We start from the raw sequence: 21,445 nt of genomic DNA on the forward strand, positions 1-21,445 counted from the left end.
ATGGGCGCTACGCCATTTTCACGCCGGGTGTCAGCGAGGCAGGCAGCACCAGGCTCGGGGTTTCCAGCGACGCCACCGGGTACGCGCAGTAATCCGCTGCGTAGTAGGCACTGGCGCGATGGTTGCCCGAGGCGCCGACGCCGCCGAACGGCGCGCTGCTCGCAGCACCGGTCAGTTGTTTGTTCCAGTTGACGATGCCGGCGCGGCTTTCCAGCCAGAACTGCTGGTAGCGCGCTTCGGAATCCGAGAGCAAACCGGCGGCCAGCCCATAAGCGGTGTTGTTGGCTTCAGTGATCGCCGCGCCGAAATCGGTATAGCGGATCACTTGCAGCAACGGCCCGAACAGTTCTTCGTCCGGACGCTCAGAGACTGCCGTCACATCGACAATGCCCGGAGTCAGCAAGGCCGACTGCGCTTGTGGCTGAGTCATCTCCAACAGCGCCACCGCGCCGTTGGCCAGCAGTTGTTCCTGCGCATCCATCAGCGCTTTCGCCGCGCCGAGGGAAATCACCGAGCCCATGAACGGTGCCGGTTGCTGATCGAACGCACCGACTTCAATGGTCGCGCTGACTTGCACCAGACGCTTGAGCAGGCTGTCGCCCCACGCGCCTTGCGGCACCAGCAGACGGCGGGCGCAGGTGCAGCGCTGGCCGGCGGAAATGAATGCCGACTGAATGATCGTGTACACCGCCGCGTCGAGATCAGCGACCTGATCGACCACCAGCGGGTTGTTGCCGCCCATCTCCAGCGCAAGAATCTTGTCCGGGCGCCCGGCGAATTGCTGGTGCAGGTGATTGCCGGTGCGGCTCGAACCAGTGAAGAACAGACCGTCGATACCCGGGTTCGCCGCCAGCGCGATACCGGTTTCCCGCGCCCCTTGCAGCAGGTTCAACACGCCTGCCGGCAGACCGGCTTCGATCCAGCACTTGACCGTCAGCTCGGCGACTTTCGGCGTCAGTTCGCTGGGCTTGAACAGCACCGTGTTACCGGCCAGCAATGCCGGGACGATGTGGCCGTTAGGCAAATGACCGGGGAAGTTGTAAGGGCCGAACACCGCAACCACGCCGTGCGGCTTGTGGCGCAATACGGCGGTGGCGTCGCCCAATGGGCCGCTCTTCTCGCCGGTCCGCTCACGGTAGCTCTGCAGCGAAATCGCGATCTTGTTGACCATGCTGGTCACTTCAGTGGCGGACTCCCACAGCGGTTTGCCGGTTTCTTCACCAATGGTGCGAGCCAATTCGTCAGCGTGATTTTTCAACGCAGCAGCGAAGGCTTCGAGGATGCTGACGCGCTCTTCGAGTGTACGACGCGCCCATTCAGGAAATGCCTGACGGGCAGCCTGCACCGCCGATTCGACCTGCGCGGCAGTCGCGCCCTCGCCCGCCCACAGCACTTGCTGGGTCACCGGGTTCAGTGATTGAAAGGCTTCGCCCTGACCGGCCAGCCACTCACCTGCGATGTATAGCGAATTCATTATTTCGACTCCCGTGCAGCGGACAGCGCCACGGCGCGAACTTGGTCGCCGGCGCTGAGTTGAAGACGTTTCGCGGTCTGCGGATCGACCACCAGGGTCCCCGCCGCCAGACGCGCCGGCGCAGCGGTGATGCGGCAATCCTCGCGCTTGCGGTTGTGGATGATGAACGGCGTGGCGTCATCGCCCGGCGTACCCACGGCCAGCACCAGCGCTTCACTGTCACGCACCGCGCGGATCTTGGCGGTTTCGCATTCGATGGCCGGGCCGGCGTCGAAGATGTCGACGTAACCCTGATAGCTGAAACCTTCGCTTTTGAGCATGGCCAGTGCCGGCTCGGTGTCCGGGTGCACCTGGCCGATGACATTGCGCGCATCCGGCGAGAGGAAGCAGGTGTACAGCGGGAATTTCGGCATCAGTTCGGCGATGAACGCCTTGTTGCCGACGCCGGTCAGGTAATCGGCCTGGCTGAATTCCATCTTGAAGAAATGGCGACCGAGGCTTTCCCAGAACGGCGAGCGCCCGGCGTCATCGGACACGCCGCGCATTTCGGCGATGATCTTGTTGCCGAACAGTTCCGGGAACTCAGCGATGAACAGCATGCGCGCCTTGGACAGCATCCGGCCGTTCAGGCCGTTGCGGTAATCGGCGTGCAGGAACAGCGAGCACAGCTCGGAATTGCCGGTCAGGTCGTTGGCCAGAAACAGCGTCGGGATTTCGCGATAGATGTTCAGCTCTTGCGAAGCGCTGACCGTCAGACCGACGCGGAAGTTGTACCAGGGCTCACGCAGGCCGACCGCACCGGCGATGGCGGAAATCCCCACCACGCGGCCGTCATCGTCTTCGAGCACGAACAGATAGTCCGCATCACCCCGCCCGGCTTCGCCGCGAAAGGTCTTCTCGGCCCAGCCGACCCGGTGGGTCAGGCGCTCTTCGTTGGCCGGCAAGGTAGTCAGGCCGGTGCCGGTGCTGCGGGCCAGGTCGATCAGCGCGGATAAATCGCTGCTGCGTACGGGACGAACAATCATGCTATCTCCTCAAACGGGCCGCTCGCGCCACCCGTGAAACTCGCTAAGGCGTTAAACCGCCACCAGGCGCACGCTGGCACCTTCACCGACGCCCAGGGCTTCGGCCGCTTCCATATCCAGCGTCACCGGTTTGCCCGGCGCGTAGTCCAGCTCGAGCAACACCGCGCGGTAATCCTGCAACTGCGCGTTGGCTACCAGATACTGACGCCCGGCGCCTTTGACCGGCTCGCCGATCTTCACCGGCACCACGCGGCTCTGGGCGATCGAACGGATCCCCGACACGCGTGCATGCAGGGTCGGGCCGCCGTCGAATATGTCGATGTAGTGATCGGTCTCGAAGCCTTCGCGCATCAGGATGTCGAAGGTGATCTGCGCACGCGGGTGTACCTGGCCCATCGCCTCTTGGGCGGAATCCGGCAGCAGCGGCACGTAGATCGGGTAATGCGGCATCAGCTCGGCGAGGAAGGTGCGGCTTTTCAGCCCGCACAGGCGCTCGGCTTCGGCGTAGTTGAGGTCGAAGAAGTTACGCCCGATCGCGTCCCAGAACGGCGAGTCGCCATTCTCGTCGCTGTAACCGACGATCTCGGTCACCACCGAATCGGCAAAACGCTCCGGGTGGCTGGCGACGAACAGCAGACGGCCACGGGAATTGAGCTCGGCCCACGGCGATCCGACCAGTTCGCGCTGCACGTAGAAACTGGTCAGCAAGCTGTTGCCGGTCAGGTCGTGGCACTGCGAGAGCACGTGGATCTTGTTGTGGATCTTCAGCTCGCGGGAGGCGTGAACGAAGGTCTCGTTGCGGAAGCTGTAGAACGGCTCCGAGTAACCGGCGGAAGCGACAATGGCCGAGCAGCCGACCAGTTTGCCGGTGGTTGAATCTTCAAGGACAAAGAAATAACTCTCTTCACCGTTGAAGCTCACTTCGGCAGCGAACGAAGCTTCGCTCGCGGCGATCTTGTCGCTCAGACGTTCCACGTCATCCGGCAAGGAAGTGACACCAATCGGGCTGTCCGCAGCCAGACGCTGTACCTCGCCCAGATCAGCCATTTGCGCGGGGCGCATCACCAGCATGGTGTCACTCCTTTACTCTTATAAAAATCACAGAAAAAAACCGGGCTCGCACTGTTTGAACAGCGATCAGTGTGGGAGCGGGCTTGCTCGCGAAAGCGTTGTATCAGTCAACATTTTCGCTGTCTGACCCACCGCTTTCGCGAGCAAGCCCGCTCCCACATTTGATCCAGCCCGGCTTTGCAAATTTGATCGGCGCCTGAAAACCTTCAGGCACCGAAAGGTCCATCAGGCTTGCGTCAACTTCGCAGCAGCACGTTCGAAGCGGTCGAGACCTGCGTCGATATCGGCGTCTTCCACCACCAGGCTCGGGGCGAAACGGATCACGTCCGGGCCAGCCTGGAGAATCATCAGGCCTTCCTGTTCGGCGGCGTTGAAAATGTCCTTGGCCTTGCCTTTCCACGCTTCGCTCAGCACGCAACCGATCAGCAGACCGAGACCACGCACCTGGGTGAACAGGCCGTATTTCTCGCCGATCTGTTGCAGGCGGGTCTTGAACTTGTCGTGCTTGGCGTTCACGCCGCTCAACACTTCAGGGGTGTTGACCACGTCGATCACCGCTTCGGCGACCGCGCAAGCCAGCGGGTTGCCGCCGTAGGTGGTGCCGTGGGTGCCGACGACCAGATGCTTGGCCAGCGCTTCGGTGGTCATCATCGCCGCGATCGGGAAACCGCCGCCCAGGCTCTTGGCGCTGGTGAGGATGTCCGGGGTCACGCCGTAATGCTGGTAGGCGAACAGCTTGCCGCTGCGGCCCATGCCGGTCTGCACTTCGTCGAACACCAGCAGCGCGTTGTTCGCATCGCACAGTTCGCGGGCACCTTGCAGGTAAGCCAGCTCCGCCGGCAGCACGCCGCCCTCGCCCTGGATCGGCTCGAGCACGACCGCGCAGGTCTTCTCGGACACCGCAGCTTTCAGCGCGGCCAGATCGTTGTAGGGAACGTGGGTGATACCGGTGATTTTCGGGCCGAAACCGTCGGAGTACTTCGATTGGCCACCGACGTTAACGGTGAACAGGGTACGGCCGTGGAAGCTGTTCAGCGCAGCGATGATTTCGTATTTCTCGGTGCCGAAACGGTCGAATGCGACGCGACGGGCCAGCTTGAACGCGGCCTCGTTGGCTTCGGCGCCGGAGTTGCAGAAGAACACGCGCTCGGCGAACGTGGCGTCGATCAGCTTGTGCGCCAGGCGCAGGGCCGGTTCGTTGGTGAACACGTTGGACACGTGCCACAGCTTGTTCGCCTGTTCGGTCAACGCGCCGACCAGCGCCGGATGCGCGTGGCCCAATACGTTGACGGCGATCCCGCCGGCGAAGTCGATCAGCTCGCGGCCGGCCTGATCCCAGACCCGGGAACCGGCGCCACGCACCGGAATGAAAGCGGCAGGCGCGTAGTTGGGAACCATTACCTGGTCGAAATCGGCGCGTTGTACCGCAGCGTGCTCAACGGACATCGGAGTCTCCTGAAGAGGAACACCCGCCTGGAACTGGCGAGCGATGAGGGGATTGTAAGGACAGTTGGGTGCCCGGCCTTGTCGCCAAGCGACAACTTCTTATAGCGCAAACCCCGGATTTTCCCGGGTTTACGGCAATGCGACATATAGCGTCGCAAAGGCGCAGTTTACCGGGCGCGGCCGATTTGCGGCAGGCCGCGCAGAATACCAAGTCAGTCTCGCGGCAGAGACATAAATATGTACCGCACGACGAGCGCTTGCTGCTGATTTGCTGAGGGTTCTTCTCAATGCCAAGGAATGCTCATGCACCTGTCTGATGGACCCTCACCGACAACCTCTAGCAAGACGCCCGAACCACGACATCCGGACGAGCATTATCAACCGCTGAAAAACGCGATTCCCCAATGGCTCGGCACTACCTCCGCCTCCCGCCGCGAGGCACTGAAAAACAGCGCGCCTTTAGTGCCTGAGGCGCTCAAGTCCGCTCCCGCCGAGCAACACGCCGTGATGAAAGAACTCACTGCGACGACTATCACCGCGCAGAGCGAGGTAGACAAAAACCTGGAACATCTGCAGGACGCCGCCGCTTTCGCCGAGCCTCTGCTCAAAGCGGAACTGAAAAGCTGCTTGAATCTCGATGTGGATGTCAGAAAAACCTTTGTGCGCTTGTACATTCCGGTGACGACACCATGGTTTGCCATCAGCACCGGTGCCCGCGTGTGGACGGTGTCGTTGCTGGACGCCGCACTCCACAACTTCGAAGAGCGCGAAACCCATGAATACGCCTTCGAAGCCGCATCGACCTTCACCACTGCGCCGTCGGCGAGCGGCCAGTTCGAGGCATTGCCAGAGGTGAAGGCCAGACTGAGTATCCCGGCGTTCACCCAACTGTGCCGCCGACTGGATATCGGTGCGCAGTACAAGGCCAGCCTGGAAAAAAATCTCGGTTACTCCGACCCCGCGCTCGCCTCGAGCCTGCGCGCCAGACTGGACGCCAGCGAAAAAGCGGCGATGAAAGCCGCGCTGCAGTGGGCGCGAATGAACCGGGACGTATCGGAGAATCACTTTCGCCTGATCGACGACATGCTGGACGGCCTGACAGGCATCTACGTCGACGGTGCCCCCATGCTGTGTCATGACGTGACGATGCTCTGCGCACCGCTCACCGGCATCGTGGTGTTCGCTCCGGATCTGTACATGACGCGCAACGCAGCGCGCGTCGTGGCTTATGTGCCGAACGACCCCGAGCACCCGTTCAAGGAATACGCGTCGCCGACGGCGATGCTCGTCGAGCTGACGCGCCAGTTGCGCTCCAAGGAGTACCAACAGTTCTTCAGCCGCTTCGTCAACCACGAGCAGCGCGGCAATTTTTTCGGCCTGCTCAATAGCCGCCTGAGCGAAATCAAATGGCATCGGCCCGAGCCCGGCAGCGCCCTGCCCGCCTGGCGCGAAGCGCCTGTGGAGCGGCCCGATCTGCAGAGTGCGCTTGTGCCGTTTTACGATGATCTGTGGCAACACCTGCATCAGGCCAAACTGAACAAAGTCTTCAACGATGCCCGAGTCATCGCCGTCCCGACGGCCTGGGTCGATCAACGCGCGCGCTGGGCCTTCTGGGATTCGGTGGTGAATATCCTTTCCAGCATCGCCCAGACCGCTGCCCTGATCGTCGCGCCCTTCGTGCCGGTGCTGGGCGAAGCGATGATGGCGTACATGGCTTATCAACTGCTCGACGAAACCTTCGAAGGCATCGTCGAATGGGCACAAGGGCGCAACACCGAAGCCATCGAACACCTGATGGGCACCGTCGAATCGATGATTCAGCTGGGCCTGTTTGCGGTGGGTGGCGCGATTGGCGCGGGCGAATTTCGCAAGGCATTGCCCAAGGAAGTCGTGGCGTTCATCGACCGTTTCAAACCGGTGAAGCTGGCCAAAGGCGAAACCCGCTACTGGCAGCCCGATCTTGAGCGTTACAAGCACCCACTGCGTCCACCCGCCGATTCGCAACCCGACGCGCTCGGTCTGCACGCCCATCAGGACAAGCAACTGCTGGCCGTCGACGATGCGCATTTTTCGGTGAAAGCCGACGCGGTACCCGGGCAGTACCGCATCGAACACCCCAGCCGACCCGACGCCTACCAACCGCTGGTCCGCCACAACGGAGAGGGTGCCTGGCACACCGAGCTCGAACAACCGCTCGAGTGGGACGGCGAAACCGCACTGCGCCGCCTCGGCCCATCGGTGGAAAGCTTTTCGCCGGCCGAGCGGGAAACCATTCTGCAGGTCAGTGGTACCAGCGAAGACGTCCTGCGCAAAATGCATGTCAATCAGGAACGCGTCCCGCCGCTGCTCGCCGATAGCATTCAGCGCTTCAAGATCGACCAGCAGCTGCAGCGCTTCATCGATCAGATGGACAGCGAAACGTCTGAAGATTTTTTGCGTGCCGATCCGGTCACCCAGTTGCAACTGCTTACCGACCATGGCCGTTGGCCGAGCAACCGGCGGCTGCGTCTGGTTGATCGCAACGGCGAACTGCTCTGGCAATCCTCCGCAGACGAAAGCCTGCCCCTGACCGAGTTGAGGCAGGATCGGCTGATCGGCGGCGACCTGCTCAAATCCTTGCTCGCGGTCCTCGACGAAGCGCAAATCAAAGCCTTGCTCGCCGAACCCTTTGCGCTGACGCTATCACTGGACGTTCGCAGCCGGACCCTGCGCAAGCAACTGGCCGGCCTTGCGCAAACCCACAGAAGCACGCTGTTCGAATCGCGCTATCAGGCGCTGCAGCGTATCGACGATCCATTGGCGCAGCCGCTCCAGGCCTACGCTCCCGAGCTACCGGACAGTGTGACCCGCGAACTGCTCGACACCGCCACCGGAAGCGAAATGTTGCAGCTGCACCGGGGCCTGATTTCGCCGCATCAACAGGAGCTGCTGCAACTGGCCCGTCAGGAAGTGCGCGTGACCCGCGCCTACGAAGGGCTGGAGCTCAGCTCGGTGAGCAATCCCGATTCCGATGCCCTCGCCCTGCACAGCCTTAAACTATTGCCCGGCTGGAGCGGCGACGTGCGCATCGAAATCCGCGACGGTCGCTACGACGGCCCGCTGCTCGATAGCATCGGACGCGAGGAGGCCCCCGGGCAGAAAGTCCTCGTGCGCAGCGACGATGGTCGTTATCAACCTTATGATGATCGCGGCCAGGCACTGCATTCGTTCAGCGACTTGTACTCCAGCCTGCTCTATGCCCTGCCCGACAGTGAGCGCCAGAGTCTCGACCTGCGCATCGGTCAGGGAGAGTCGCTGAAAATCGCCGTTCGCGAACATACGCTGGCACGCCACGAGCTGCGGCAGGTGCTGTCGGCCGATGCGGTCACGCCACCAGAAGTCGATACGTTACGGCTACTGGGTGTCGAAGGGTACTCCCGTCTTTCCCCGCCGACCGTGCTGGAAGGTATGCAGCCACTGCGCACTCTTGAGGGAGATATACGGTCCCTGTATCCAAGGCTGCCGGACTGGAGAATTGAGGAACTCGCGCAAAGCATGCGTGCCAGTCCGTCCGGCCCGCGCGCGCAAGTGCTGCGCTTGCAAAACGATTACCTGCAACTGCAGAACGACCTGCAGGTCTGGGCCAACAGTCCGCCCGCCCGACACCCCGAGACGGGCAGCGTGCTCACGCCCATTGAGCGAGACGCGGAAATCCGCAACCGCAGATTGCTCAGGGAACAATTGCTTAAGGGCTGGCGACAGGAAAGCGTCATCGGCCAGGGCAGGGCTTCGCACAATGCCGTGCTGCTCACCCACGGTTTCATGGGTGACTTGCCGGTCCTGTCGGCCGATTTCAGCCACATCACCGCACTTGCGATCGATGGCAACACCACCATCGGCTCTCTCGACAGTTTTTTGCGATCTTTCAGCCAGTTGCAGACTCTGGATGCGCGCAATCTCAACCTGCCAAGCCTGCCTCAAGCGCTCACTTCGCTGCCGTCGCTTCGGGAGTTGAAACTGCGCAATTGCCGAATCAGCCTGACAACCACCACCCAATCGGTGTTGGCTTCTCTACCGCAACTTACTCTGCTCGATCTGCAAGGCAATTCGCTGGGCCTGCCCCCCGACTTGCACCCGCTGCCTTCGCTGCGTTACGTCAACTTGTCCAATACCGGACTCTACGCTGTGCCGGATGGCATACTCGATCACCCGCGGCTGATCTCCGCGCAATTCGACGGCAACCGGATCACGCGCGTCCCCGAGGGTTTTTTCAACCTCCCCAGCTCTCTTGGCAATGGCTTCACCTTTGCTGACAATCCGTTGTCGACCGCCTCTCGCGAACGGGTGAAAACCTTCTACAACCACACCGGCAGACACTTTGGCGTGCGCCCCGTGCCGCAAGACATGCAACGCACCATCGACTTGTTCCCGACGCTCGACGCCGAGCAGGCCACCGCCGTGTTGTACCGGTTACCCGGCACATTGGCAGAGGGCCGCGCCCAATTGTCGCTCTGGGAAACAGAGCTCGGCCAACTGAAGTCCGAACTGGACCAATGGATCGATCAGGCGTCTGCCGCCGGTCCGGAGTCGGGCACACCTACGCCTGTGGATGAACGCACTCGCGAGGCAAACGCCAGACGCGCCTTTGCCCAGGTGCTTGAGCAATTGTGGCGCGGCCGGACCGCACTTGGTCGCACTGAAGAGTTGAACACACTCGCGCAGTTCAGCGGCGCGATGCCCGTCATCAGCGCCAATTTCGAGCACATTTCCCAGCTGAACCTGAGCGGCAATCGGAACATCACGGCCGTCGCGCGTTTCGTGGAATGCTTTCCCAACCTGACTGCTCTACGCCTGGACAACGTCGAACTGGATCCACAGGCGGTCACAGGGATCGGCCTGCCCAGGCTGATCGATCTGGAGCTGAAAAACTGCGGGATCGTCCTCACCCCCGAAAACCAGGCCGCCCTGGTATCCATGACCAGTCTGCGCAGGCTGGACCTGGGCGACAACCCACTGGGGACGTTTCCGGATCTGACCCTGCTGCCTGAACTGGGATATATCGACCTCTCCAACAGCGGCCTTACCAAGGTTCCCGATGGACTGGTCAGCCACCCGAACCAGCCGATTGCGGTTTTGACCGGCAACCGCATTGCCGAACTTCCCGACGCCCTGTTCGAGGTTTCGGCGACTCGCAGCGACGGCATCTATCTTTCCGACAATCCGTTGTCGGCCGCCGCGCGCGACAAGATCAAATCCTATTACCGCCTCCATCAAAACGATTTCGATGTGCGTGCCGATACTCAGGACATTGCCCTTGCCCGCCAGCTGTTTCCCGAGCTCGACCAGCAAGAAGCCAGCGATATGATTTATGACCTGCCCGGCAATCTGGCGGATAGCCGTACCCAGCTCGAACAATGGCGTGCAGAGCTGGAGCAGATGCAACTCGATCTCACGCGGTGGACACAGCAAATCCCGGCCACACACCCGGTTACCGGTCAGTTGCTGTCCGTCGTTGATGTACAGGCGCAGACGGTGGCGCGTACCGAGTTCAAACTGAATCTGGAAGCATTATGGCGACAGCGGTCGAGCGAGACTGGAGAACGAGGAGCGTTTTTTTCAGCCGACCTGAAGTTTATTGGCGACCTGCCACGGTTGACGGCGGATTTCAGCCACGTTGCAAGCCTGAAACTCAGCGGAAACGCTGCAATCCGTACCATCGGGGCGTTAGTTGAACAATTTCCGAACCTTGAGGTTCTAGAGCTCAAAGCCATCGCTCTGAACGAAATTCCAGCTTTTGTCGCAGACCTGCAGACACTCAAGGAACTGCGCCTGCCTCATTGCGCCGTGAGGCTCACGAGCGCCGGACAGAATGTGCTCAATTCGCGGCCTGCCCTGAAGCTGGTGGATCTGAGCAATAACCCGTTGGCCACGGCCCCGGATCTGCGGGCAATGCCGGCGCTGGAGGATATCTTCCTGATGAATACGGGCCTGACCGCCCTGCCCGAAGGCATTGTCGATCACCCGCTTTTGCGACACGCGTACCTTAATGACAACCTCATCACAGAACTGCCCGAGGCTTTATTCCAAGCGAATTCACAACGCGCCGAAGGTATGTTCCTGCGTGACAACCCACTGTCCCGCGCTACCCGCGAGCTCATCAAGCAATACCATGCCAGACACGGTCGCAACTTTGGGGTCAGACCCGATCCAGAAGATATAGCCCTGGCGCAAAGGCTGTTTCCGCTGCTGGACAATTACTCGGCCAGCAACATGATCTACCGTCTCCCCGGTACGTTGCAGGCCGGCACCGCGCAATTGCTGCGCTGGGAAACGGAAATCGCCGGAATGATCAGCGACCTCAACACCTGGTGCGAGCAAGTGCCTGTCAGCAACCCTTCCACAGGACAACTCTGGAACACCGAAGAGCGAGCGGCGGAGCTTGTCGCCAGACGGCAATTCGGTACGCGACTCGAAGGGCTCTGGCGCGGCAGACGCACCGGGAACTCGGCATTACGCCTGGACAGGTTCGAAGCGAACGCAAGGTTTGCGGGCGAACTGCCGCCGTTGAGCGCGGATTTCAGCCACGTCACCCATCTGCAAATCAAAGGCAACTCGGGACTGACAGCTCCTGACAGTTTCCTTAGAAGTTTCAGCGGATTGAATGGTCTGGAACTGACAGACATGCCCCTGGGCCGGATCCCGAAAGCGCTGGAGAGGATACCGTCGCTGGAAACCCTGATGCTGAGCAGATGCCAGATTACGCTCGATGCGGCGGGGCAAGCGACGCTGTCCACGCTTGACCGTTTGAAGTCGCTGGACTTGTTCGGCAATTCTTTACAAGTCACCCCCGACGTCTCAGCGTTGACCAGCCTGAGGTTCCTCGACCTGATCCGTACCGGAATCGACCGCGTGCCTGCAGGGCTTGAGCAGCTACCGCAGCTGAACACCGCGCTATTGAACGACAATAACATTACCGAGTTGCCGGACGACCTCGTTCCTTACTCCGGTCATGGCATGGACATCGGCGCCAATCCGCTGTCCGCGGCATCCAGAGACCGCATCAAGGCGACCTTTCAGACCACGGGGGACAATTTTGGCGTGTGGGGCGAACAGGCTGACCTGAGCCTGATTCAATCGCTGTATCCGTCGTTGACTGGCCTGAAAGCCAATGACCTGCTGTATCGCCTACCGGGCACGCTGGCTGACGGACGTATCGAGCTGGCGCGCCGGCAGACCGAGATGATGCGCCTGATCACCCGGCTTGATACGTGGAGCAACGAGACTGCGCACGACCCGGTTTTGCGCTCGCCACTGACCGGCGAAGCGTTGCGCCGGGAGTCAGCCAGCCGGCAACGCTTCAAGAAAGATCTCGAAGCACGCCTGCGCCGCTATCCGAAATCGCTGCTGGACAAAGCCTTTGTCTGCGATTTGTCATTCACTGGCGAGCTGCCGCCGTTGATCGGGCGTTTCGACTATATCGAACAGCTGCAACTGTCGAGCACAGCCATTCCGCCACCCGGCGTCAATCGGCTGGTGGAACTCTTTCCGAAGCTGAGCGTGGTGGATATTCGCAATTACCCGCTGCGGGAAATCCCGCCCGCGATCCTCGGTCTGGACTCCCTGGTGAACCTGAGCTTGCCCGACTGCCAGATCACGCTTTCACGGCAAACCGCAGACGCCATCGCCGGCATGAACAATCTCGTCTCGCTGGATTTGGGCAATAACCCGCTCGGCAATACGCCTGACCTGCGCCGACTGGGCAATTTACGCGTGTTGCGTCTGAACAACGTCGGGCTGAGCGAAACGCCCGCCGGGCTGTTCGACCTCACTGGTCTGAGGTCGGTAAATCTGGCCGATAACATCATCAGCGAGTTGCCCAGCGAGTTTCCAGCCAGCCCCGGCGAAGTGGCGACACACTACGACTTCAGCGGCAATATCTTGAATCCGCAGAGTCGGCAACGCCTGACCGATTACAACACAGCACGGCAAATGCGTTTGCTTGAAGAGCAGGCAGGTCGGGTCAACCTGAATCCGTCGCTCGATGACAGCGACGGGTCGGATATTTCCGTCGGCGTGGAGTTCAACCGTTATCACTGATCGGCGATCAGCCACGCTCCGGTGGCACTGACGACAATTCGAACGGACTGCTGCTGCGCCGCTGGTTGCGATCTTCCCGTGGCGTGGCACCGAAGAAATTGCGATAAGCGCTGGAGAAATGCGGCCCCGAAGAAAAACCACACGACAGGCCGATCTGGATGATCGACTTGCTGGTCTGCATCAACATCTGCCGGGCCTTGTTCAGGCGGAGTTCGAGGTAGTACTGGCTCGGCACGCGGTTGAGGTATTGCTTGAAGATCCGTTCCAGCTGCCGACGGGATACGCACACATGCTGGGCGATTTCGTCGGTGGTCAGCGGCTCTTCGATATTGGCCTCCATCAGCAACACCGCTTGGGTCAGCTTCGGATGGCTGGAGCCGAGGCGATTCTGCAACGGAATGCGCTGACGCTCACCGCCCTCGCGAATGCGCTCGACCACCAGTTCTTCGGACACCGCACCGGCCAGTTCCGCGCCGTGATCACGGGCCAATACTGCCAGCAGCAGATCGAGCACCGACATGCCACCGCAAGCGGTCAGGCGATCGCGATCCCAGTCGAACAGGTGACTGGTGGCAATGACTTTGGGGAAGCGCTCGGCAAAATCGTCCTGCCAGCGCCAGTGCACGGCGGCGCGATAACCGTCGAGCAAACCGAGCTGGGCCAGTGGATAGACACCGGCGGACAGACCACCGATCACGCAACCGGCGCGCACCAGTTGCTTGAGCGCACTGCTCAGCGCCGGAGCCAAAGTGGTCGGCGGCTCATCGGCGAGCAGAAAGAGTTTCTGAAAGTTCTCAAGCTTGCCGGCCCAAGGCTCGCCGGGCAGCTGCCAGGCGCCTTCGGTCTGCGGCTCGGCCTGCAAGAACGACAGTTCGTAAACCACGTCCGGGTGCACCCGCTGCGCAACACGCAAGGCCTCCTCCGCCAGCGCCAGCGTCAACGCTTTAGTGCTGGGCCAAATCAGGAAACCAATACGATGGGCAGTCATGGGCGGGCAATCCGAAACGAACAACGGTGATGAAGGCATGGGCCAATGCTAGCCCGGAAATGAATACAAATCCTGAGTCCGACGCAGATCCATGTAGGAGCTGCCGAAGGCTGCGATCTTTTGATTTTCGAAAAACAAGATCAAAAGATCGCAGCCTCGTTGCACTCGGCAGCTCCTACAGGGGATCTGGGTCAGGCTTGAGATCGCGAAGCATGACCTAATCTGGTGCACAACGGCAGCCCTGATTTATTTCAGGCTGCCCGACAGGAACTGCTGCAAGCGCTCCGACTGCGGGTTGACCAGCACTTCGCGCGGGTTGCCGCTTTCTTCGACGACGCCTTTGTGCAGGAACACCAACTGGTTCGACACTTCACGGGCGAAGCCCATTTCGTGGGTCACGACGACCATGGTGCGGCCTTCCTGCGCCAGCGCTTGCATGACTTTCAGCACGTCGCCAACCAGTTCCGGGTCGAGGGCCGAGGTCGGCTCGTCGAACAGCATCACTTCCGGTTCCATCGCCAGCGCCCGGGCAATCGCCACGCGCTGCTGCTCGCCGCCGGACATGTGCCCCGGGAAGGCGTCTTTGCGATGGGCCACGCCAACCTTGTTCAGGTAGTACTCGGCTTTTTCGCGCGCTTCGTACTTGGGTACGCCGAGCACGTGAACCGGCGCTTCCATGATGTTTTCCAGCGCGGTCATGTGCGACCACAGGTTGAAATGCTGGAACACCATCGACAGGCGCGAACGCATGCGTTGCAGCTGCTTCGGATCAGCAGCTTTCAGCGCGCCGTCCTTGTTCGCCACCAGTTTCAGCTCTTCGTTGTTGAGCAGAATCTTGCCGGCGTGCGGCTGCTCGAGCAGGTTGATGCAGCGCAGGAAAGTACTTTTGCCGGAGCCACTGGAGCCGATGATGCTGATCACATCGCCGGCGGCGGCTTTCAGGGACACGCCCTTGAGCACTTCGTGACTGCCATAGCGTTTATGCAGGTCTTGGACTTCAAGTTTGTACATGCGGTCGGTTCTCACAAAAACAGTCAGTCAGTCGTTGAGCAAATGCCCGTGGCGCAGCGCCACGCGCCCCGCCACCTTGGCCAGCCATAAACCGGATTGGGCGTAACGCAGTCGTTCGATGGCAAACAGCACCCCGGACGTGCCGGCACACACGGTGCTGACGCGATCCGCCAGCGGATCGATCACCTCGAACAGCGCCTCGCCGGCTTCGATCCACTCACCGGGCCTGCGCAAAAAGCTCACCACGCCCGGATGCGGCGCGAACAGCATTTCGGTGCCTTCGAACGGCATGCCCTCGCACGGTTCATTCGCCGGTTTCGGCCACTCCCCCTTGATCAGGCCCTGCTCGGCCAGAAACGCCAGAATGCCTTCAGCCCAGGCCTGCGTCTGCGCAGGATCGGTATCAGCCTGACCGCCGAGCTCGATGGTCGTTGCCATACAGGCCAACGGAATCTGCGCCTGCGGGAACAGACGCGACAACCGCAGCCATGGCGCCGAACAGGCCTCATCGAACGAGCTGCCGCCGGAATCTTCCGCGAGCAAGCCGACTTTCACATCCAGATGGGCCGCCAGTGAACGCCACTGTGGCCAGTGCTGAGGCAGCGCATACAAGTGCAGCGCGGCTTCACAGTCGCAATGCAGATCCAGCACGATGTCGGCGCTGCAGGCATGGCTGAGCAACAGACGCTGCATGCCTTGCAACTGACTTTCAGCGGCCGGCAGCGCCGCCAGATGGTCGCTCATTGCCTGACGAATCAAGCGAATGTTGGCATGCGGATCATCACCGAGCTTGTCGCCCAGTGCTGCCGCGACCGGCGCACTGAGCTCGACGAAGTCACGGTTGAAGTTCTTGCCGCTGCCCGCTTCGAAACGGCCCTGGAAATTGCCTTGCAGCAATTGCCCCAGCCCCAGCGGATTGGCCACCGGCACCAGCTCGATCACACCGTTGAGCAAGCCTTGGGCCTCAAGTTCGCCGAGGCGTTTTTTCAGCTCCCAGGCGGTGCGCATGCCCGGCAATTCGTCGGCGTGCAGGCTGGCCTGAATGTAGGCCTTGCGTTCGCCACTGCCGAAACGAAATACCGACAGCTTGCGCTCGCTGCCCAGATGGCTCCATGGAAGTTCGTGGTCGATACGTTCCATCAGTGCTTCCTCGGGGCCAGATAGCTCAACCAGCGACGCTCAGCCAGTTTGAACAGCTTGACCAGAATGAAGGTCAGGCACAGGTAGAACACGCCAGCGGTGATGTACGCCTCGAACGGCAGGTAGAACTGCGCGTTGACGGTACGTGCCGCGCCAGTGATGTCGATCAGGGTCACGATCGACGCCAGACTGGTGGTCTGCAGCATCATGATCACTTCGTTGCTGTACTGCGGCAGCGCGCGGCGCAGGGCCGACGGCAGCAGAATGCGCTTGTACAGTTTGAAGCGCGACATGCCCATGGCCTTGGCTGCTTCGATCTCGCCGTTCGGCGTGGCCTTGAGGCTGCCGGCGATGATTTCCGCGGTGTAGGCGCTGGTATTGATCGCAAAGGCCAGGCACGCACAGAACGTCGCGCTCGACAGCCATGGCCACAAGAAGCTTTCGCGCACTGCTTCGAACTGGGCCAGACCGTAGTAGATCAGGAACAGCTGAACCAGCATCGGCGTGCCACGGATCACGTAGGTGTACAGCCACGCGGCGCCATTGACGAACGGGTTTTTCGAGACGCGCATCAGCCCCAGCGGCAACGCCGCGAGCAAGCCGAAAAACAGCGACAGCGCGAGCAGTTTGAGGGTGGTCAGCAGGCCGCCGAAGTACAGCGGCAGTGCCTCCCAGATGACGTTGTAGTCGAAGATCATAGATCAGCCGCCCTTACGCCTACCGAGTAGCGCTTCTCAAGGTGACGCAATGCCAGCAACGAGACACTGGTGATCACCAGGTACATCGCTGCCACTGCGAGGAAGAAGGTGAAAGGCTCGCGCGTGGCATCCGCCGCCTGCTTGGCCTTGAACATCATGTCTTGCAGACCGACCACGGAAATCAGCGCGGTGGCCTTGGTCAGTACCAGCCAGTTGTTGGTGAAACCCGGAATCGCCAGACGGATCATCTGCGGCACCATCACCCGGAAGAACACCTGAAAACTGCTCATGCCGTACGCCATGCCCGCTTCGGCCTGGCCTTTGGGGATCGCCATGAACGCACCCCGGAACGTCTCCGAAAGGTACGCACCGAAGATGAAACCGAGGGTGCCGATGCCGGCAGCCAATGGATTCAGATCGATGTAGTCGTCATAGCCAAGCATTGGCGCAACGCGGTTGAGCAGGTCCTGACCGCCGTAGAAGATCAGCAGGATCAGCACCAGGTCGGGAATGCCGCGGATCACCGTCGAATACAGGTCGCCCAGCCACGCCAGCCAGCGCACTGGCGACAGGCGCAACGCGACACCGATCAGCCCGAGAACGATGGCCAGAGCCATGGACGACAAGGCGAGCTGAAGCGTCAGCCATGCGCCATCGAGGATGACAGCCCCGTAGCCTTTCAACATGATTCAGGTCCTCGAAAGTTGGGATGAAAAAATGGCGCAAACCGCAGAGATTCTGTTGCTTGCGCCATTTCGGACTTGTCGCAGAGACGTCTTACTTGCCGTAGATGTCGAAGGCGAAGTACTTGTCCTGGATTGCTTTGTATTTGCCGTTTTCGCGGATGGCCGCGATGGCAGTGTTGATCTTGTCTTTCAGGGCGTCGCCCTTGCGCACCGCGATACCTACGCCGTCGCCGAAGTATTTGACGTCGGTGAAGGCCGGGCCGACGAACGCGAAGCCTTTGCCGGCGTCGGTTTTCAGGAAACCGTCATCGAGCAGAGTTGCGTCAGCCACGGTACCGTCGAGGCGACCGGCGGCCACATCGAGGTAGATTTCGTTCTGCGAGCCGTACGGCTTGATCTCGGCGCCCAGTGGAGCGAGGACTTCGCGGGCGAAACGCTCGTGGATCGAACCACGCTGTACGCCGATGTTCTTGCCCTTCAGTTCAGCCAGACCTTCGCTGACCTGAGTGCCGGCCTTCATGACCAGACGCGCCGGGGTGTTGTAGTACTTGTTGGTGAAGTCGACCGACTTCTTGCGATCTTCGGTGATCGACATCGACGACAGGATCGCGTCGATCTTGCGTACTTTCAGTGCCGGGATCAGGCCGTCGAACTCTTGCTCGACCCACACGCACTTGACCTTCATTTCTTCGCACAGCGCGTTGCCGATGTCGTAGTCGAAACCGACGATGCTGCCGTCCGGTGCTTTCGAAGCGAATGGAGGGTAAGCCGCTTCGATGCCGATCTTCACAGGTTTTTCGTCAGCGACGGCATTCAGCGACAGCACTGACAGTGCCAGGGCGCCAAGCAGCACAAGTTTCTTCATCTTGGGACTCCATCGGTAAAGGGCAAAAACGGCAGAGTGAGCGACAGCCCAATATGCGAATGGGTGAATCGGAAATCGGTTGCGCATCGGCGGAAATTTCCCATTGAAACCGCAGGCGATTTCAACGTCAGCCACGATGAGCGAGTGATCGGCATTCTAACGACAGGCCCGAAGCCGATATTTCTTCAATGCGACAACTAATTACAGATGCACCGAGAAAGCGGTTTGAGCTCATTGACAGCCCTGCAATTTCATGCAAGAGCGAAAGACAGTGAACCGATACATATTGCAAGTTGCGGGCCCATTATTCGCAAACCCTTCTAATCCGGCAAGCGCAGCGTTATGTCTTATTTTTCAGCGAGGCTTTTGAGGCTCTAAAACGGGGCGCAGCGTTTCCCTTCGCCCCGGTTTGGCGCGGGCGGTTACACATTGGCCTGGGCCGGGTAACAGAAGCAAAGGGCCTACGGCGCAGGTCGATAATTATTGGTTGGGTTGGTGCGGTTTCCTACAGCTGACTACTGCGGTGTCTGACAGATCGCCTTCGCTGGCAAGCCAGCTCCCACAGGGATCTGCATTTGTCTGACGGTACTCGGTCAAACTGTGGGAGCGAGCCTGCTCGCGAAGGGGCCGGTCCGCTCGACACAAATCCACCAGACACAAAAAAGCCCCGCCCGGCATACACCGAACAGGGCTTTTCAGCACATCAAACCGCTACTTAAGCAACATTCATCGTCTTGTGCGTATCAATCAAATGCTGCACCACCCCCGGATCCGCCAAGGTCGAGATATCCCCCAGCCCGTCGTATTCCGCCGTGGCGATCTTGCGCAGGATGCGGCGCATGATCTTGCCCGAACGGGTCTTCGGCAATCCCGGTGCCCACTGGATCACGTCCGGCGAAGCAATCGGGCCGATCTCCTTGCGCACCCAGTTCTTCAGCTCCAGGCGCAATTGCTCGGTCGGCTCCTCGCCGTTCTTCAAGGTCACATAGACATAAATGCCCTGCCCCTTGATGTCATGCGGCACGCCCACCACCGCCGCTTCAGCGACTTTCGGATGCGCAACCATCGCGCTCTCGATCTCGGCGGTGCCCATGCGGTGGCCGGACACGTTGAGCACGTCGTCCACGCGCCCGGTGATCCAGTAGTAACCATCGGCATCGCGACGCGCGCCGTCACCGGTGAAGTACATGCCACGGAAGGTCTTGAAGTAGGTATCGACGAAACGATCGTGATCGCCGTACAGCGTACGCGCCTGGCCCGGCCACGAATCGAGAATCACCAGATTGCCTTCGGCCTCCCCCTCGATGATGTTGCCGAGGTTGTCGACCAGCGCTGGCACCACACCAAAGAACGGACGCGCCGCCGAACCCGGCTTCAGCGCGTGGGCACCCGGCAACGGGCTCATCATGTTGCCGCCGGTTTCGGTCTGCCACCAGGTATCGACGATCGGGCAACGCGACTTGCCGACATTCTTGTAGTACCAGTCCCAGGCTTCCGGGTTGATCGGCTCACCGACCGATCCGAGCAGGCGCAGACTGCTGCCGTCAGCGCCTTCCACGGCGGCCTGACCCGAAGCCATCATCGCGCGGATCGCGGTCGGCGCGGTGTAGAGGATGTTGACCTTGTGCTTGTCGATGATCTTCGCCACCCGGGTGATGTCCGGGTAGTTCGGCACGCCCTCGAACAGCACGGTGGTCGCGCCGTTGGCCAGCGGGCCGTAGACGATGTAGCTGTGGCCGGTGACCCAGCCGACGTCGGCGGTGCACCAGTAGATTTCGCCCGGACGGTAGTCGAACACGCGCTCGTGGGTCATCGCCGCATACAGCAGATAACCGCCAGTGGTGTGCTGCACGCCCTTCGGCTTGCCGGTGGAGCCGGAGGTATAAAGGATGAACAACGCTTCTTCAGCGCCCATCTCTTTCGGCGCGCAGACGGTGCCCGCGACTTTCATCAGGTCTTCGTACCAGATGTCGCGATGCTGGTTCCACTTGATGTCGCCACCGGTGCGCTTGCACACGATGACTTTCTGGATGCTGCTGGTTTCCGGGTTGGTCAGGGCGTCGTCGACGTTGGCCTTGAGGGAAATCTTCTTGCCGGCACGGATGCCTTCGTCAGCGGTGATCACCACTTTCGAGCGGCAGTCGATGATGCGACCGGCCAGGGCTTCCGGCGAGAAACCGCCGAACACCACCGAGTGAATCGCGCCGATCCGGGTGCAGGCCAGCATGGCGACCACGGCTTCGGGAATCATCGGCATGTAAATGGTCACCACGTCGCCACGGTGCACGTCCTGGCCACGCAGGGCGTTGGCCAGTTTGCACACTTGCTCGTGCAGTTCGCGGTAGGTGATGTTGCGGCTTTCGGAAGGATCGTCGCCTTCCCAGATGATTGCGACTTGATCGCCGCGCTCGGCCAGATGACGGTCGAGGCAGTTGTAGGAAACGTTCAGGGTGCCGTCGGCAAACCACTTGATGTCGACATGGTGATCGTCGAAGGACGTCTGTTTCACCGTGGTGAAAGGCTTGATCCAGTCGAGACGCTGGGCTTGCTCGCGCCAGAAGCCGTCCGGGTTGACGACCGACTGCTGGTACATGGCTTTGTAGGTCGCCTCGTCAGTCAGCGTGTTTGCCAGAACCTCGGGACGAACGGGATACAGAGAAGCCGCACTCATCTTTCCTACCTCGGTGTAATAGTTGTTTTTGTATGACCCCGTTGTAGCCGGGTGGGGCCCATAGAACCATTCGACGATGGTTGTAGGAGCTGCCGCAGGCTGCGATCTTTTGATCTTCAAAGCAAGATCAAAAGATCGCAGCCTCGTTGCACTCGACAGCTCCTGCATGGGCCGTGCGAGGGATTGTTACCAAATATGCCAAAAGTGTTTATCAAAACCTGCTCTGTTTACCCCGGCCCCACCGCCCTAAAATTCACCTCGCCAACAAGGCAACCGCGATTAACAACGTTACAG

Annotated in this window: 12 protein-coding genes; 1 reads left to right on the forward strand and 11 read right to left on the reverse strand. The window is 60.7% G+C overall.

The window, feature by feature from the left end:
* Positions 1-7 precede the first annotated feature (7 nt).
* From astD to AB4N53_RS12755, 4 genes are all read right to left on the reverse strand, one after another.
* Entirely contained in the window at positions 8-1,477 is a 1,470-nt protein-coding gene (gene astD / locus AB4N53_RS12740; protein ID WP_460125449.1) for a succinylglutamate-semialdehyde dehydrogenase, read from the reverse strand.
* Positions 1,474-2,499 (reverse strand): arginine N-succinyltransferase, encoded by a 1,026-nt coding sequence (gene astA / locus AB4N53_RS12745; RefSeq protein WP_460120853.1) that lies wholly within the window; start codon positions 2,497-2,499, stop codon positions 1,474-1,476. Before astA ends, astD begins: the two co-directional genes overlap by 4 nt.
* 51 nt (positions 2,500-2,550) lie before the next feature.
* On the reverse strand, positions 2,551-3,570 hold the full coding sequence (gene aruF / locus AB4N53_RS12750; protein ID WP_016773587.1) for an arginine/ornithine succinyltransferase subunit alpha: 1,020 nt from the start codon (positions 3,568-3,570) through the stop codon (positions 2,551-2,553).
* A gap of 225 nt (positions 3,571-3,795) precedes the next feature.
* Positions 3,796-5,016, reverse strand: coding sequence for an aspartate aminotransferase family protein (locus tag AB4N53_RS12755; protein ID WP_460120855.1), 1,221 nt, complete (start codon positions 5,014-5,016; stop codon positions 3,796-3,798).
* A 303-nt stretch (positions 5,017-5,319) separates the two neighbouring features.
* Between AB4N53_RS12755 and AB4N53_RS12760 the strand changes: the two genes are divergently transcribed.
* Positions 5,320-13,092 carry a dermonecrotic toxin domain-containing protein gene (locus AB4N53_RS12760; RefSeq protein ID WP_460120857.1) on the forward strand — a complete coding sequence of 2,591 codons (7,773 nt, stop codon included), beginning with the start codon at positions 5,320-5,322 and terminating at the stop codon, positions 13,090-13,092.
* A gap of 7 nt (positions 13,093-13,099) precedes the next feature.
* Here the strand turns inward: AB4N53_RS12760 and argR are convergent, their stop codons facing one another.
* The 7 genes from argR to acs all read right to left on the reverse strand — a co-directional run bounded on the left by argR (position 13,100) and on the right by acs (position 21,151).
* Positions 13,100-14,080, reverse strand: coding sequence for a transcriptional regulator ArgR (gene argR / locus AB4N53_RS12765; RefSeq protein ID WP_041479242.1), 981 nt, complete (start codon positions 14,078-14,080; stop codon positions 13,100-13,102).
* A 246-nt stretch (positions 14,081-14,326) separates the two neighbouring features.
* On the reverse strand, positions 14,327-15,091 hold the full coding sequence (locus AB4N53_RS12770; RefSeq protein ID WP_460120859.1) for an ABC transporter ATP-binding protein: 765 nt from the start codon (positions 15,089-15,091) through the stop codon (positions 14,327-14,329).
* A 27-nt stretch (positions 15,092-15,118) separates the two neighbouring features.
* Positions 15,119-16,231 (reverse strand): succinylglutamate desuccinylase/aspartoacylase family protein, encoded by a 1,113-nt coding sequence (locus AB4N53_RS12775; protein WP_460120861.1) that lies wholly within the window; start codon positions 16,229-16,231, stop codon positions 15,119-15,121.
* Positions 16,231-16,929, reverse strand: a complete 699-nt coding sequence (locus tag AB4N53_RS12780) for an ABC transporter permease (protein WP_460120863.1) — start codon at positions 16,927-16,929, stop codon at positions 16,231-16,233. Before AB4N53_RS12780 ends, AB4N53_RS12775 begins: the two co-directional genes overlap by 1 nt.
* The gene (locus AB4N53_RS12785; RefSeq protein WP_016773583.1) at positions 16,926-17,615 is read right to left on the reverse strand and encodes an ABC transporter permease; all 690 of its coding nucleotides are present in this window, start codon (positions 17,613-17,615) and stop codon (positions 16,926-16,928) included. The genes AB4N53_RS12780 and AB4N53_RS12785 overlap by 4 nt, the downstream gene beginning before the upstream one ends.
* Positions 17,616-17,706: 91 nt before the next feature.
* Positions 17,707-18,480: an ABC transporter substrate-binding protein gene (locus tag AB4N53_RS12790; RefSeq protein WP_024014020.1), complete on the reverse strand. Its 774-nt coding sequence runs from the start codon at positions 18,478-18,480 to the stop codon at positions 17,707-17,709.
* 715 nt (positions 18,481-19,195) lie between these two features.
* On the reverse strand, positions 19,196-21,151 hold the full coding sequence (gene acs / locus AB4N53_RS12795; RefSeq protein ID WP_039757973.1) for an acetate--CoA ligase: 1,956 nt from the start codon (positions 21,149-21,151) through the stop codon (positions 19,196-19,198).
* Positions 21,152-21,445: the final 294 nt, after the last annotated feature.

It is taken from the genome of Pseudomonas sp. H3_E04, assembly GCF_054668915.1.

Bases quoted from the DNA above. Each gene is read 5' to 3' on its own strand.
- astA (WP_460120853.1), bottom strand. From the start codon at position 2,499: ATGATTGTTCGTCCCGTACGCAGCAGCGATTTATCCGCGCTGATCGAC.
- aruF (WP_016773587.1), bottom strand. From the start codon at position 3,570: ATGCTGGTGATGCGCCCCGCGCAAATGGCTGATCTGGGCGAGGTACAG.
- AB4N53_RS12755 (WP_460120855.1), bottom strand. From the start codon at position 5,016: ATGTCCGTTGAGCACGCTGCGGTACAACGCGCCGATTTCGACCAGGTA.
- AB4N53_RS12760 (WP_460120857.1), top strand. From the start codon at position 5,320: ATGCACCTGTCTGATGGACCCTCACCGACAACCTCTAGCAAGACGCCC.
- argR (WP_041479242.1), bottom strand. From the start codon at position 14,080: ATGACTGCCCATCGTATTGGTTTCCTGATTTGGCCCAGCACTAAAGCG.
- AB4N53_RS12770 (WP_460120859.1), bottom strand. From the start codon at position 15,091: ATGTACAAACTTGAAGTCCAAGACCTGCATAAACGCTATGGCAGTCAC.
- AB4N53_RS12775 (WP_460120861.1), bottom strand. From the start codon at position 16,231: ATGGAACGTATCGACCACGAACTTCCATGGAGCCATCTGGGCAGCGAG.
- AB4N53_RS12780 (WP_460120863.1), bottom strand. From the start codon at position 16,929: ATGATCTTCGACTACAACGTCATCTGGGAGGCACTGCCGCTGTACTTC.
- AB4N53_RS12785 (WP_016773583.1), bottom strand. From the start codon at position 17,615: ATGTTGAAAGGCTACGGGGCTGTCATCCTCGATGGCGCATGGCTGACG.
- AB4N53_RS12790 (WP_024014020.1), bottom strand. From the start codon at position 18,480: ATGAAGAAACTTGTGCTGCTTGGCGCCCTGGCACTGTCAGTGCTGTCG.
- acs (WP_039757973.1), bottom strand. From the start codon at position 21,151: ATGAGTGCGGCTTCTCTGTATCCCGTTCGTCCCGAGGTTCTGGCAAAC.